The organism is Mycobacterium sp. E342, from assembly GCF_001667665.1.
Classification (GTDB): domain Bacteria; phylum Actinomycetota; class Actinomycetes; order Mycobacteriales; family Mycobacteriaceae; genus Mycobacterium.
On sequence record NZ_LZJM01000250.1, the window covers coordinates 164,483 to 178,149 of the forward strand.

Annotated in this window: 16 protein-coding genes; 8 read left to right on the forward strand and 8 right to left on the reverse strand. The window is 69.5% G+C overall.

Features of this window, described 5'->3' with window-relative positions; all coding sequences use genetic code 11:
- Positions 1 to 24: 24 nt before the first annotated feature.
- Positions 25 to 492, reverse strand: a complete 468-nt coding sequence (locus tag A5692_RS20340) for a hypothetical protein (RefSeq protein ID WP_156766189.1) — start codon at positions 490 to 492, stop codon at positions 25 to 27.
- Positions 493 to 785: 293 nt separating this feature from the next.
- On the opposite strand from A5692_RS20340, the gene A5692_RS20345 reads away from it, so the two are divergent.
- The 3 genes from A5692_RS20345 to A5692_RS20355 all read left to right on the forward strand — a co-directional run bounded on the left by A5692_RS20345 (position 786) and on the right by A5692_RS20355 (position 3,383).
- Complete coding sequence (locus A5692_RS20345) at positions 786 to 1,583, forward strand: SDR family NAD(P)-dependent oxidoreductase (RefSeq protein ID WP_197514515.1); 798 nt, start codon at positions 786 to 788, stop codon at positions 1,581 to 1,583.
- A 17-nt stretch (positions 1,584 to 1,600) separates the two neighbouring features.
- Positions 1,601 to 2,533 (forward strand): catalase family peroxidase, encoded by a 933-nt coding sequence (locus A5692_RS20350; RefSeq protein ID WP_068059066.1) that lies wholly within the window; start codon positions 1,601 to 1,603, stop codon positions 2,531 to 2,533.
- A 64-nt stretch (positions 2,534 to 2,597) separates the two neighbouring features.
- Complete coding sequence (locus A5692_RS20355; protein ID WP_082962920.1) at positions 2,598 to 3,383, forward strand: sulfite exporter TauE/SafE family protein; 786 nt, start codon at positions 2,598 to 2,600, stop codon at positions 3,381 to 3,383.
- Between the two features lie 26 nt (positions 3,384 to 3,409).
- Here A5692_RS20355 and A5692_RS20360 read toward each other — a convergent pair whose 3' ends face one another.
- A complete protein-coding gene (locus tag A5692_RS20360; protein ID WP_068059070.1) occupies positions 3,410 to 4,492 on the reverse strand; it encodes a glutamate--cysteine ligase in 1,083 nt (360 codons plus the stop codon).
- Between the two features lie 38 nt (positions 4,493 to 4,530).
- Positions 4,531 to 4,968 carry an anti-sigma factor antagonist gene (locus A5692_RS20365; RefSeq protein ID WP_068059071.1) on the reverse strand — a complete coding sequence of 146 codons (438 nt, stop codon included), beginning with the start codon at positions 4,966 to 4,968 and terminating at the stop codon, positions 4,531 to 4,533.
- 155 nt (positions 4,969 to 5,123) lie between these two features.
- On the opposite strand from A5692_RS20365, the gene A5692_RS20370 reads away from it, so the two are divergent.
- Positions 5,124 to 5,744 carry a TetR/AcrR family transcriptional regulator gene (locus tag A5692_RS20370; protein ID WP_068059073.1) on the forward strand — a complete coding sequence of 207 codons (621 nt, stop codon included), beginning with the start codon at positions 5,124 to 5,126 and terminating at the stop codon, positions 5,742 to 5,744.
- 9 nt (positions 5,745 to 5,753) lie between these two features.
- Here the strand turns inward: A5692_RS20370 and A5692_RS20375 are convergent, their stop codons facing one another.
- Together A5692_RS20375 and A5692_RS20380 are read right to left on the reverse strand one after the other, a co-directional pair.
- A complete protein-coding gene (locus A5692_RS20375; RefSeq protein WP_067927199.1) occupies positions 5,754 to 6,419 on the reverse strand; it encodes a DedA family protein in 666 nt (221 codons plus the stop codon).
- 36 nt (positions 6,420 to 6,455) lie between these two features.
- Complete coding sequence (locus A5692_RS20380) at positions 6,456 to 7,274, reverse strand: SGNH/GDSL hydrolase family protein (protein WP_156766190.1); 819 nt, start codon at positions 7,272 to 7,274, stop codon at positions 6,456 to 6,458.
- A 104-nt stretch (positions 7,275 to 7,378) separates the two neighbouring features.
- On the opposite strand from A5692_RS20380, the gene A5692_RS20385 reads away from it, so the two are divergent.
- Both A5692_RS20385 and A5692_RS20390 read left to right on the forward strand, forming a co-directional pair.
- Entirely contained in the window at positions 7,379 to 8,464 is a 1,086-nt protein-coding gene (locus A5692_RS20385; protein WP_068059075.1) for a permease, read from the forward strand.
- 41 nt (positions 8,465 to 8,505) lie between these two features.
- Positions 8,506 to 9,309: an IclR family transcriptional regulator gene (locus A5692_RS20390; RefSeq protein WP_068059077.1), complete on the forward strand. Its 804-nt coding sequence runs from the start codon at positions 8,506 to 8,508 to the stop codon at positions 9,307 to 9,309.
- On the opposite strand, the gene A5692_RS20395 is transcribed toward A5692_RS20390, so the two are convergent.
- Complete coding sequence (locus A5692_RS20395; protein WP_068059120.1) at positions 9,297 to 10,130, reverse strand: polysaccharide deacetylase family protein; 834 nt, start codon at positions 10,128 to 10,130, stop codon at positions 9,297 to 9,299. The genes A5692_RS20390 and A5692_RS20395 overlap by 13 nt on opposite strands.
- A 260-nt stretch (positions 10,131 to 10,390) precedes the next feature.
- Here A5692_RS20395 and A5692_RS20400 point away from each other — a divergent pair, with 260 nt between their 5' ends.
- Both A5692_RS20400 and A5692_RS20405 read left to right on the forward strand, forming a co-directional pair.
- On the forward strand, positions 10,391 to 10,681 hold the full coding sequence (locus tag A5692_RS20400) for a YiaA/YiaB family inner membrane protein (protein WP_068059079.1): 291 nt from the start codon (positions 10,391 to 10,393) through the stop codon (positions 10,679 to 10,681).
- 71 nt (positions 10,682 to 10,752) lie between these two features.
- Entirely contained in the window at positions 10,753 to 12,069 is a 1,317-nt protein-coding gene (locus A5692_RS20405) for an acyltransferase (RefSeq protein ID WP_068059081.1), read from the forward strand.
- Positions 12,070 to 12,117: 48 nt separating this feature from the next.
- Here A5692_RS20405 and A5692_RS20410 read toward each other — a convergent pair whose 3' ends face one another.
- Positions 12,118 to 12,780 carry a response regulator transcription factor gene (locus A5692_RS20410; protein ID WP_068059083.1) on the reverse strand — a complete coding sequence of 221 codons (663 nt, stop codon included), beginning with the start codon at positions 12,778 to 12,780 and terminating at the stop codon, positions 12,118 to 12,120.
- The coding region (gene macS / locus A5692_RS20415) for a MacS family sensor histidine kinase (RefSeq protein WP_068059123.1) at positions 12,770 to 13,667 on the reverse strand (898 nt) is incomplete at its 5' end. The genes macS and A5692_RS20410, both read right to left, overlap by 11 nt.

Consider the following 13,667-nt stretch of genomic DNA (forward strand, 5'->3'; position numbering starts at 1 on the left):
TCATGTTTCAGCGAGCCTCAGCGTTCACTCCATCGACCGGATCATCATCCCGCCGTCGTCGACGGCCTGCGGAGTCGCGTTGTTGTTTTCTCTGAAATCGATGAAGACCGACCGTTGGTTGGACGTGTTCAGCAACTCGGTGAAGGTGCCGAGGACGGGAATCGGTCCCTCTGCTGTCGGCACGTCCGCGGTGTAATTCACCGAGGCCTGTTGCTGAAAGTTGGCGCTTTCGAGCGGTTGAATATCGGGCGCGGCCAGGTTCCTCAGATTGCCCAGCCCGGACGCGGATGCGTACTGGTTCATGTCGTCCTGCAGGACCGCGCCGATATCGGTACTGCCAGCCTGCTTGACCGCCACTCGCAGCTGCGCGCTGCCGTCGGCGTTGCCGAGCGCCACCCAATTCGGACCACGGTGCCCGAGCGCCCACCCGGGCGCCGGAGTGATCGAGACGCCTTCGGCAACGGCGATCGGCTCGGCCGATGCGAGCCGCACCGCGGGCGGTGCGGCGGTGGTGATCAGGACGATCGTCGCCGTTATTGCGGTGGCCACGGCCACAGCGGTGGCGACCCGCTGGGGACCTAGCGGCCCGAGTATCGACGAACACATGCGCTCGCTCCTGATCCGGGGGCAAACGGTGGGTTCGCCCGCTGGTTCTACGATCTCCCCGCAGGCCGGCGATGTCCAAGATTGGGCCGCTATTTGCTGATAGCTCTTCCTTATCAAGGAAAGCCGGGATTAGCGCCGCGCGGGGGTTTGCCCTCGCGCGAGCGGACCGGTGTGCCAACATGACTGCCATGGCGAACCCTGCCCGTGCCGGCTCACGCACGTTCGTCGTGACGGGCGCCGCATCCGGAATCGGCCTGGCGACCGCCAGGCGCCTGCTGGCCGAGGGGGGCACGGTCGTCGGCGCCGACCTGGCCGCCGCGCCCGACCTCGGGCCGCGGTTCACGTTCGTGAACGCGGACGTTAGCGACGAGGCTGCGGTCGCCGCGGTGCTGGCCGCCGTGCCCGATCGCCTCGACGGCGTCCTGCACGCCGCCGGGGTCGCCGGGGGCGGCCCGGTCCACCTGCTCGACCGGGCCGAATGGGAGCGGGTGATCGGGATCAACCTCACCGGCACGTTCCTGGTGGCCAAGGCGGCGTTGGCGCGGATGATCGAGCAACCCCGCGTGGATGGCGAACGCGGTTCGCTGGTGACCGTCGCCAGCGTCGAGGGCCTGGAGGGCACCGCGGGCGGCAGCTCGTACAACGCGGCCAAGGGCGGCGTCGTGCTGCTCACCAAGAACATCGCGCTCGACTACGGGCCCAGCGGCATCCGGGCCAACGCGATCTGTCCCGGCTTCATCGAAACGCCGATGGCGCAGAGCGTCTTCGGTCTGCCCGGCATGGAGGGCCCGCTGCAATCGATCACCGCCGAGCACGCCCTGCAACGGCTGGGCCGGCCGGAGGAGGTCGCGGCCATGGCGGCGTTCCTGCTGTCGCCCGACGCCTCGTTCGTCAGCGGCCAGGCCATCGCCGTCGACGGCGGCTACACCGCCGGCCGCGACCACGGTGTGGTCAAACTCTTCGGCTTTCCCGCCTAGCGCCTTAAGATTCGCGCATGGTCACTCCCGACGAGGCGATCGAGGCGATCCGGGGCACCGGCGGTGCGCAGCCGGGTTGCCGCGCGCTGCACGCCAAGGGCACGCTCTACCGCGGCACGTTCACCGCGACCCCCGATGCGGCGATGCTCACGCGCGCAAAGCATCTCGACGGCTCGACGGTCCCGGCGCTGATCCGCCTCTCCAATGGCGCCGGCAATCCGAACCAACGCGACAACGTGCCGGGAATCCGCGGGATGGCGGTCAAGTTCACCCTGCCCGACGGCTCCACCACCGACGTCGTGACGCAGACCGCGCGCCTGTTCGTCTCGAGCACACCGGACGGATTCGTGGATCTGCTCAAGGCGATGCGGCCCGGCCTGACCACGCCGCTGCGCATGGCCAAGCACTTCCTCACCCACCCCCGGCTACTCGGCGCGCTGCCGGTGCTGCGCGACGCGAACAAGATCCCGGCCAGCTATGCCACCATCGAGTACCACGGCTTGCACGCGTTCCGCTGGGTCGCGGCCGACGGCAGCGCCAGATTCGTTCGCTACCACATTGTTCCGGCCGCCGCGGAGAATTACCTGTCGGCGTCGGCCGCCCAGGGCGAAGGTCCGGACTTTCTCACCGACGAGCTGAACGCGCGCCTGGCGAGTGGGCCGGTGCGATTCGACTATCGGGTGCAGATCGGGGGGCCCACCGACTCCACGGTCGATCCGTCGGCGCCCTGGCAGAGCACGCAGATCGCGACCGTCGGCACCCTGGAGATCACCGGCCTGGAGACCGAGCGCGAACACGGCGGCGACATCGTGGTGTTCGACCCGATGCGGGTGACCGACGGCATCGAGCCCTCCGACGATCCGGTCCTGCGGTTCCGGACGCTGGCGTATTCGGCGTCGGTGAAGCTGCGCACGGGCGTCGACCGCGGGGCCGAAGCACCGCCCGCCTGACCACAAGCTCGGCCCGCCGGTCGCCCGCGAGCCGAAACCGGCGGCAGGCTAGGGTTTTTCTTCAGTGTCGCCTTCCCACATGCTTCTGATCTGCTTGGCCGGGTTCGGCGCCGGCGCCATCAACGCGCTCGTCGGGTCCGGCACCCTGATCACGTTTCCGACGCTGGTCGCCCTCGGCTTCCCGCCGGTCACGGCCACCATGTCCAATGCGACCGGTCTGGTCGCCGGCAGCGTGTCGGGCACCTGGGGTTACCGTGCCGAGCTGCGTGGCCAGTGGGACCGGCTGCGCTGGCAGCTCCCGGCGTCGCTGGCCGGTGCGGTGCTGGGCGCGTTCCTGCTGCTGCACCTGCCGGAGAAGGTCTTCGCCGAGGTGGTGCCGGTGCTGTTGGTACTGGCGCTGATCCTGGTGGTCGCCGGGCCGCGGATCCAGGCCTGGACGAGCCGGCGGGCCGAGGCCGCGGGCCGTTCGGCCGAGCACATCACGCCCGCCCGGATGGCCGTCCTGGTGCTCGGCACGTTCGCCGTCGGCGTCTACGGCGGCTACTTCACCGCGGCGCAGGGCATCCTGCTGGTCGGCCTGATGGGTGCGCTGCTGCCCGAGTCGGTGCAGCGGATGAACGCCGCCAAAAACCTCATGACGCTGGTGGTGAATGTGGTTGCGGCGGTGGCCTATACGTTGGTGGCCTTCGACCGGATCAGCTGGCCGGCCGCGGGGCTGATCGCGGCCGGCTCACTGGTCGGGGGACTGGTCGGGGCCCGCTACGGGCGCCGGCTGTCGGGCAACGCGCTGCGCGCCACCATCGTGGTGGTTGGCCTGATCGGGCTGTATCGACTGGTCGCCGTCGCCTGACGGAAAAGGGTTGCCGCACGAAGCGTTCAGCTCAACGTGGCGACGGCCGCTTCCGTGATCACGTCCATCACCTCGCCCCGCTGACGCCAGGCCCGCAGCTGGCGCATCGCCCCGTTGCCCTGCTCGGCGACACGGTCGAGTTCGGCCACGACGCGGTCATATTCACCGAGCGACTCCAGCGCCGGCCGCACGCGTCGCACCAGCGCGCCCAGCTGCTCGCGCGCCGGCACCGCCCCGCGGCCGTGAATGAGATCGAGCGCGCGCCCGGCGAGCCCGTCGTGGGCGGCCTTCCAGTACGCCGCGCGCAGCGCCGCCGGCGGAAGCCGCCCGGGCTCACCGGCTTCGAGCGCCGTCATCACCGCCGCCCTGACCAGGGTGGCCAGCAGCACCGTCTCCGCGACCGTCGCCGGCACGTCGGCCACCCGCACCTCGATCGTCGGGAAATTCTCCGACGGACGCACGTCCCAATAGACCATCTTCTGGTCCAGGATCACTTCACTGTCGATCAACATCCGCACCGTGCGGTCGTAGTCGTCGGGCGACGGGAAGAAGGGCGGCGGCCCGGCCACCGGCCAGCGCCGCCACAGCACGCTGCGCCAGCTCGCGTAGCCGCTGTCGGCGCAGCGATACACCGCCGAATTCGCCGACAGCGCAAGCAAAGACGGCAGCCAGGGCCGCAGCCAGTTGCTGACCGCGACGGCGGCCGCGCGGTCGGGAACCGCAACGTGCACATGGCATCCGCAGATGCCCTGCTCGTGGGCGACCATGCCGTACTCGGCGCCGATGCGCCGGTAGCGGGGCGTGTCGGTGACGGGGAACTCGTGCGGCGTGGCGGGCGGCAGCCCGGCGGCGAGCAGCTGAAGACCCACCGCCTCGGTCGCCTGCGCCGCCGTTCGCCGGAGCCGCGACAGTTCCTCGCCGAGTTCGCAGCTGGTGGCCACGACGCGGGAGGTCGTTTCCACCTGGCAGCTGCTCAGTTCCAGCTGCAGCTCGACGCCGCGGCGCGCCGCCTCGGCGGCCACGTCAACGTTGCGCGGAGCGGGTTCACCGGTGCGCGGGTCGACGAGGAGGAATTCCTCCTCCGCGCCGAAGGTGGGCGGGTCGCTCATCCGGCAGGGGGAGGGCGATCAGGGGCTGGGCCGCCCCGTCACCAACGGGCCGCGGACGCCAGGGCGGAATCGGCGGTCGGGTAGATGGGCAGCAGCGCGGACAGACCGCACGCGTCGACGATGCGGGCGACGATCGGTTCGCGGCTCACCAGACGCAATTCGATGCCGCGCTCCTTGCAGCGCTTCGCCTCGTCGGCCAGCACCGCGAAGGCGCAGCAGGCCATGAACTCGAGCCCGGTGACGTCGACCACGAGGGAGCCGGGAGCGATGACGATGCCGGCCACCTCGGAGACCAGCTGGCGCCAGGTGTGTTCATTGCAGGCGTCGATCTCCCCGCCCGCGTAGATGAGCACCGCCGGGCCGCTGCGATCGGCCGTCGCGCGCAGCGTGCTGTTCGGATCGCCCAGCTCGTATACCAGCTTCGTGCTCAGCATCAAGTGGGTAGTTGTCATAGGTTCTGCAATGGCCGAGCACATCGTGGACTCCTAATCGACCGGCGTCTACGACGCTGCGATGGATGCCCGTCCTGCCCTCTGAAGACAGACTCTTCGCGGAAGTGCGAATCTCATTTCTATAACAAGACAGGTCAGTCTGTCTACCTGTCTCGGCTAAGAGTATGTTGTGGGTTGTTATGACAGCTTCCGACCTCGGAAGGCCCGCGGCGTCGGCTCGTGAACGCATCTTGACCGCGGCATATGACCTGTTCAGCCGGCGCGGGATCCGTGCTGTCGGCACCGAAGAGGTCATCGAGAAGGCCGGGGTCGCCAAGGCCACGCTGTACCGTCACTTCGCCACCAAGAACGACCTGGTGCTGGCCGTGCTGCAGCGGCGCGAGGAGCTGTGGACGCACGGGCTGATCGAGGAACAGTCCCGGCAGCGCGGCGAGACGCCCGAGGAACAGTTGCTCGCGATCTTCGACGTCATGCACGAATGGATCCGGCTGCGCAACGGCTACGAAGGCTGCTCGTTCATCAACGTGCTGCTCGAGCTCGGGCCCGATTCACCCGCGGGACGGGCCTGCGTCACCCACATCGAGCACGTCCGCGACATTGTGCGTCACCGCGCCGTCGCGGCGGGGCTGACCGACGTCGAGGACTTCGCGTCGTCCTGGCACATCCTGATGAAGGGTGCCATCGTGCTGGCGGCCGTCGGCGACCGGGACGCGGCCTTGCGTGCCCGCAGGATGGCCGTCGCCCTCATCGAAGAGCACCGGCCGGTCGCACCGGAGGATGTCGGCGAGGCGGCCAGTTAGCCGCCGGTGTCACGCGGCGTCGGCCGCGGTGTTCTCGGCCTTGCGGTAGTGCTCGGCCTCGAGTTCGGCGATGGCCCGCGAGGTGCGCTCGCGCAGCGCGAAGGCGGCGATCAGCCCGAACACGATGGCGATGACGAGCGCGATCCAGGAGAACCGCTCCATCCAGCGCTCGGCGGCCATCCCGGCGTAATACACCAGCGCGGTGGTGCCGCCGGCCCAGCAGATGGCGCCCGAGACGTTGGCCGTCAGGAAGCGCGGGTAATGCATCTTCAGGGCCCCGGCCAGCGGTCCGGCGAATATGCGCAGCAGCGCGATGAAGCGGCCGAAGAAGACCGCCCGAACTCCCCAGCGGTTGAACAACTTTTCGGCCAACGCGACGTGTCCGGGACCGAAATGTTTGGGGAACCGCCGGCCGAGGCGGTCGAAGAGCGGCATGCCGAACCGGCGTCCGATCGCATAGCCGATCGAGTCGCCGACCACGGCGCCGATCACCGCCGCGACGCCGACACCGACGGGGTTGACCGGCAGGTCGTCATGCGACGACATCAGCGCGGCGCTGACCAGGATGATCTCGCCGGGAAGGGGGATGCCCAGGCTCTCCAGCCCGACCACGCCGCCGACCACCAGGTAGACCGCGAGCGGCGGGATCGCGTGCAGCAAAGCCTCCACATCCATGCGTCCAGGATGCCTGACGGCCCGCCGATACGCGCCCTAAACCCTCCGGTTCGCGTCGGCCGGTCGGCTCGGCGCGCTGAGGCTCTCCAGCCGCGGCCGTTTGGGTTCCCGACCGTCGGCCGAGGACAGGCCGCGCAGCCGCCGCCAGATCCACGGGAAGAAACTGTCCTGCGTCCAGCGCAGCTGTTCGTAAGCGCCGGCGCCGACCGACCGCCGCTTGGCGTCGGGGCTGGCGTGCGCCCAATCGTGGTTGCTGCCAGGCAGATTCAGGGCCTCGGCGGCCGCGGCGGCGAACAGCATGTGCCCCTTGGTGGAGGCGTGCACGCGGTCGATCGCCCAGGTGTCCAGCTCGCGCATCGACGGCGCGTTGTACAGGTCGACCAGCCCGAACCCGTAGCGGTCGGCGGCCGCCGTGATCGCGGCGTTGATGCGGGCCAGGCGCCCCGACACCAGCCGCCCGAGGGGGAGGAACTGCGCGACGTTGGGAAAGGTCGTCGTCACCACCGTCGCGCCCGATCGGGACAGCGCGGCGTAGACGTATTCGAGGTCGGCCAGGGCGGGGCCGAACGAGCGCCCCGGCTGGATGACGTCGTTCATCCCGGCGCACACGGTGATCAGGTCCGGCTGCATCGCCAGCGCCCGCGGGACCTGCTCGTACAGGACGTCGGCGATCCGCTTGCCGCGGATCGCCAGGTTCGCGTAGTGCAGGCCGGGGTAGAGCGAATCGAGCAAGACGGCGAGCCGGTCGGCGAATCCGAGGAGACCCACGACGTCGTCGCCGTCCCACAAGCCCTCGGTCTGACTGTCCCCGATGGCGACGTAACGGCGATACCCGGACGGAATAGCCCCGCGCACGAAGCCGAGAATAATAGCCATCGCCACCCCGGTGTGTGAAGCATGGCCACCCGCCTCTGCTGCACAGCACCGCGGTCCGTGGACTAGCGTCGGTGAGCGTGGCTATGCCTTTGAAGGGCAATGAAATTCACATCGGTCGCCGAGGCGGCGTCGCGTTCGGTGTTTGCGTCGCCCTGGCCGTGTTCGTGGCGGGTTTGCTGTGGGCCAAGTGGCTGCCCTACGCGGCGAAGGCCGCCGCGGCCCACCGGAGCCGCCGCTGGTCCGGATCGAGCATCCTCACCGCGGGTGGCGTGCACGCCGGGGATCGCCCGACGTGGCACGCCGCCGCGACGTTCTTCCACGCGTACGTGTCGTCGATCTGGCCGGCGCTGATCGTGGCGCTGCTGATCAGCGCCTCGGTGCAGGCGTTGATGCCCCGGTCATGGCTGCCGCGCGCATTGAACCGTCGGCGCTCCGTCTCCAGCGGCCTGGCCGGTGGGCTTGCGGGCATGCCGTCGATGATGTGCACGTGTTGCGCCGCTCCGGTCGCCGTGACGTTGCGGCGCAACGGCATCGCGCCCGCGGCGGCCATCGCTTACTGGTTGGGGAACCCGTTGCTCAACCCGGCGGTGCTGGTGTTCCTGTTTTTCGTCGCGCCCTGGCAATGGACGCTGACCAGGGTGATCGTCGGTGTCGCGACGGTGCTCGGCGTCGCGGCTTCGGTGGGATGGGTCTCGCGCGGGTCCGGCGGCGAGCCCGCCCCGACAGCGACGGTCGCGGTCACTGACGACGACGGGCCCGCGGGCGGGGCGCGCAGGTTCGCGCGGGCGCTGCTGTACCTGTGTCTGTTCCTGCTGCCCGAGTACGCCGTGCTGGTGCTGCTCGCCGGGGCGTTGCGGGGTTGGCTGCTCACCTTGGGGCAGCCGGCGCACCATGGACTGCTCCTGGGCCTTTCGCTCGTGGTGGTCGTCGCGGTCGCCGGGACGCTCATGGTCATCCCGACGGCGGGGGAGATCCCGATCCTGCAGGGGCTGGCCCTGCTGGGCGCGTCGTCGGGGACGATCGGTGCGCTGCTCATCACGCTCCCGGCGGTGAGCGCTCCGGGTGCCGCCATGGTCGCCCGCAGCTTCGGTTGGCGGGTCGTCGCGACCACGACGGGCGTGGTGATCGCGGCGGGGCTGCTCGGGGCTGCCGTCCTCAGCTTGCTCTGAGTCGCATCCCGGGCGGGTGGTCCTTGGGTACCTTCACTGTCATGCCGAGGAAGCGTGAGCAGGACGCCGAGGCGCCCGCCGCCGACTCGCTTGCGCCGCAGTATCCGATCGAGTCCGTCGACAACGCCTTGAAACTACTGCTGCTGCTGGGCGAGCAACCCGAGATCCGGTTGAGCGAGGCCACCCGCTACCTGGGTGTGGCGTCGTCCACCGCGCATCGGTTGCTGGCGATGCTGGCCTACCGCGGGTTCGTCCGGCAGGACCCGGTGTCGAAGGCCTATCTGCCCGGGCCGTCGTTGACCGGTGTGGCGTTCGCGATCTTCGGCCGGATCGACATCCAGCGAATCGCCATGCCGATCATGCGAACCCTCGGCGAACAGCTGCGCGAAACCGTTCACGTCGGGATGCTGGACGGCGCCGGCGTCCGCTTTGTCGCCGCTGTGGAGGGCCCGGCCGCGGTCCGGGTGGCCTCCCGGTTGGGCCGCACACTGCCCGCGCACTGCACCTCGACGGGCAAGGTCATGCTGGCGCAGCTGCCGGAACCGGAACTGCGCCAGCTGCTGCCGCACGAGCGGCTGGAACGCATCACGCCGTCCTCGATCGGCACCCGCACCGAGCTGGAGGCCGAGCTCGCCGCCATCCGCGAGCGCGGGTACGCGATCAACCGCGAGGAGAGCGAGGAAGGCGTGGCCTCGATCGCGGTGCCCATACCGACGCGGGCGCCGGGTCTGCGGCTCGCCCTCAACGCCGCGGCACCCCAGAACCGGCTGGACAGCTCCCGGTACGCTACGGTCGCCGCCGCACTTGTCAAGGCGGCCAAGGAGATTGGCGATCAGCTGGGCTGAGGGGCCTTGGCGGTGACCCGGCCGTGCGGGACTTCCGGTCGCAGGAAGACGTCGTCGAGCGTCACGGTGCGCAGCCCGCGCGACCGAATGATATCCACCAGCCGGGCGTACACATGCGTGACCGGCGGGTGGTTGAGGTGGCCGATCACGATGTTCTGTGGCAGGAAGGACTGGTAGGCCATCCGGACGATCTGGTCCTCGGATACCGGCGCGGAATCCCGCAAGTCGCCGGACCACAGGGTGGTCACCCGGTAGCCCAGGTCGGCGGCCACCGCGGCGACCGCGGTGTTGTGATGGCCATACGGTGGCCGCAGGTATGGGGCGGCGTCGACACCATAGGTGTTTCGCAGCAGCGCGTCCGTGCGGGTCAGCTCGTCGGCGATCTGCCCCTTGGAGAGTTTGGTCAGGTCGGGATGCGTCCAGGTGTGGTTGGCCAGCTGGATCTGCCCGGATTCGACCAGCGGCCGAAGCAAGCCGGCGTTGTCCGTCCACGAGCGGTAGCCGCCGGTGACGAAGTAGGTGAGCCGCACACCGGTGTCCTTGGCGAATTGCGTGTAGAGCCGCACCACATCGGTGTTGGCGCCGTCATCGACCGTCCATGCCAGCAGATCGTCATTGCCCGGAAGCCTTTTCAGCACACCGCCGCCGGGCAGTGCGACGCGCGATCGCGGGTCCGGTGGGGGCGGCAACGGCGGCCCGACGGGGGCGCGCGGGAGGGGCGCGGCTCCGCCGCCTTCGGCGCGCACCACCGCCGCGTCGGGCCCACCGGTGGTGACGGCCACCGCCGCGGCCAGCGCGACCAGGAAGCGTCGCCTGTCCAGACCGGCCACGTCAGTACTCCTCGGCTGCCGGTGCCGTCGGGGCACAGTGACACGAATTTCGGGGCAGTTAGCTGGACAGGTTAGGTGCGTGGCGACTTCGATCCCGGCACATCCGTGCAGTGTTCGCCGGCCGATACGAACCTGTGACGCAAACTCAGTCCGCCGGTGATCGCGGCGCTTCGTGACGGCCGCCGGCTGCCCAGGCAATTGAGTAGTCTTACGGATTCCGGCGAGCAGCCGCCTGCCGCAGGCTTATTCGTATGACCGTTCCCGCTAGCATGTCCAAGACCACTGCTGCCTTCTTCGTTCAAGCGGCCGTCGCGTTCGCGATCAGCTTCGTGACGGCGCTGGGCGGGATCTACCTGCTTCCGCTCGACCTTTGGCAGCGATCCTTCCTCGGCATCACGTTCCTGTTCTTGGTATCCAGCGCGTTCACGTTGGCCAAGGTGATCCGCGATCAACAGGAAGCCGCCACGGTTCGCGTGCGACTCGACGAGGCGCGCATCGAGAAACTGCTGGCCGACTACGACCCGCTTCATGCCGCGAACTGAGTAGTACTACTCGGGCGCATCCAATTCCCTCCTCCGACAACAGGTCTCCTGAAAGGATCGGTAGCATTCCCATGGCAGCTCTCACCAGATTCCCGGACGTCGCCGAACTGGCGGCGGCCACCGCGGCCGACCGCGATCGCGTTCTGGACGTCATCCGCATCACGTCGCTGATCGGTGTGGTGCTCGGCCACACCGTGATGGCGATCAGCATCATCGAAAACCACGTGTTGATCTGGGACAACCTGCTGACCACCTCGGTGGTGTTCCAGGCGGCGACCTGGATCCTGCAGATCATGCCGCTGTTCTTCTTCGCCGGCGCCGCGGCGTGCGTGTCTTCCTGGTCCGCCGGCACCAACTGGGGTGACTGGCTGATGAAACGCTGCACCCGACTGTTCCGGCCGGTGTTCTACTACCTGGCGTTCTGGGCGGTGGTGCTGACGCTGCTGTATCACGCTCTGCCGCAACACATCTACGAGCCGGTGGCCGGGGTCAGCACGCAGCTGCTGTGGTTCCTGGGCGCCTACGTGCTGGTGCTGGCCGCCATGCCGATGCTGTACCGCATCACCACCGCGGGGCGTCTCGCCGCCGCCGTGGCCGGCGTCTACGGGGCCATCGCGGCGATCGACGCCGTCCGGCTGCACTGGCCGGCCATGATGCCCCTGGGCTACCTCAACCTCGCCGTCTGGCTCATCCCCGCCATGTTCGGCATCGCCTACCGCCGCCGGCTGCTCACCTTGCGCGCCGCGCTGGCCGTCGCGGCCGTCTTCTTCGCCGTCGACGTCGCGCTGGTGCACTGGGGTCCCTACCAGATCAGCATGGTCGGCACCGGTGACCACCAGCTGTCCAACACCAGCCCGCCCTCAGTGCTGCTGGCCGGGCACGCAATCATCCTGAGCGCCTTGGCCATCGCCGCCGCACCGGCGATCGCACGCTGGGCCCGGCGGCCGCGGGTGTGGTGGTGGACCGCGATCGGCAACTCCGGGGCCATGACCCTGTACCTGTGGCACATGCCCGTGCTGTTGGGCGTGCACCTGGCCTTCGACTACCTCGGCTGCCCGCGCTACCCGGGCGCGCAGGATTTCCTCGCCGTCAGCCTTGTGCAACTGCTCGTCGTGGTCGTCGCCGTGGCGGCGCTCTTCGTCGCACTGCGGCCGCTGGAGAACAATCCGCTGCCGGGCTGGGACGGCGCCCCCACGGCGACGGCGCGCGGCCGCGGAGCGGCCATCGGCGCCCTGCTGTGCGTGGCGGGCGTGGCCATCCTTGCCGCCATCAGGTGGGGGCTCAAAGACGACGGCCTGGTGTGCATGGCCGTCATGGTGACCGCACTGGTCGGCGCCCGCGTGCTGGCCGCCGCACCGGCGAAGCGCTTCAGCGCGGCTGGCGGGTAGCTCGAGAAGTCGATGACTCGCGGGGCGGTCGCCCGGCCGCCCCGCCGGTCACGGCTCCTCGTCGAGGCCGTGCTCGATGGCGTAGCGCGCCAGCTCCACCCGGTTGGCGACCTGGAGTTTGCGAAAGGTCGCCTGCACGTGATTCTCGACCGTGCGGTGGCTCAGTGACAGCTTCTGGGCGATCTGCTTGGCGGACAGCCCCTTTGCCACATAGCGCAGCACCTCCGTTTCCCGTTCGGTGAGCCTCGGCCGAGCGGGACCGTCGTCGTTGCTCTGCGCGATTCGCCGGTATTCCCCCAGCACCAGCCCGGCCAGGCTGGGGGTGAACACGGCGCGGCCCTCAGCCGTCGCCGAAACGGCTTGCGCCAGTTCCGACCTGGAGGCGCTTTTGACCAGGTATCCGGTGGCGCCGGCCTTGACGGCTTCGAGTACGTCGTCTCGTTCGTCGGAGGCCGAGAGGACCAGCACCCGGGACGCGGGCGAGACGGCGAGCACCCCCGCGGTCGCCTGCGCGCCGTCGCCGTCGGGCAGCTGCATATCCATCACCACCACGTCGGGCTTGACCACGGCGGCCCGCCGCTGGGCGGCGACCACACCGTCGGCGGTGGCGACCACGGTGAAGCCTTCTTCGGCGAGGTCGCGGGCGACCGCGTCGCGCCAGATGGGATGGTCGTCGACGACCATCACCGTCGTGGGGGTCTCATCGGCCATCGGGTGCCTTTCCGCGTGGCAGGCACAACTCCCACTCCGTGCCTTGTCCGGGTTCGCTGTGCAGGTGGGCGCTGCCACCCAGCGCGGTCAGCCGCCCCACGATCGATTGGGAGATGCCCAGGCGTCCTTGGCCGGCGGCTTCCTCGAGCCGGCCCGCGGCGATTCCCACGCCGTCGTCGCGGACGCTCACCACCACGGAATCGCCCAGGTCCTCGACGAGCACGAACGCGTGCGCGCCGGGGCCGGCATGTGCGGCCACGTTGTCCAGCGCGTTGCCCACCGCCGCGTCGAGCTCGGCGCCCGTCCGGCGACCCAGGGGCACCGGCGTGGCGGGCAGGCTCAGCGACACCCGGTCGGATTCTCGGCGGCGCAGCAGGGTGCGCAGGTCGATGGCGGCGCCGTCGGTGTCCTGGTCGATGTCGGTGCTGGCCAGCCATCGCCGCAGCGCGCGTTCCTGCTCGCCGGCCAGTTCGGCGAGTTCCGCTGTCGCGCCGCCGATTTCGTGGCCCTTCTTGGCCACCAGCGCCAGCACCTGGATGGCTCCGTCGTGGACCTGGCGGGACAGGCGTTCGCGTTCCTGCACCGCGGCCGTCAAGCGGGCGGCTTGCTGGAGTTCCTCATGGGCGCGCCGCGCGGTTTGGGCGGCCATGCCGATGGCCATGCCGATGGCCAGCTCGATGATGACGGTGGCGTTATGCCCCAGGTTGAGGGCGAGATAGTTCTTGACCGCGAAATTGGTGGCCATCACCACCAGGCCCGTCAGCATGCCGCCGGCCGGGCCGAACAGGATGGCCGCCGAGATCGTCGGGTTGCTGATGGCGTCGAACACCATCGTCACCACCCCACAATGGGCGGCCGAGAACCAGACCTGGCCGACGACGCTGTGG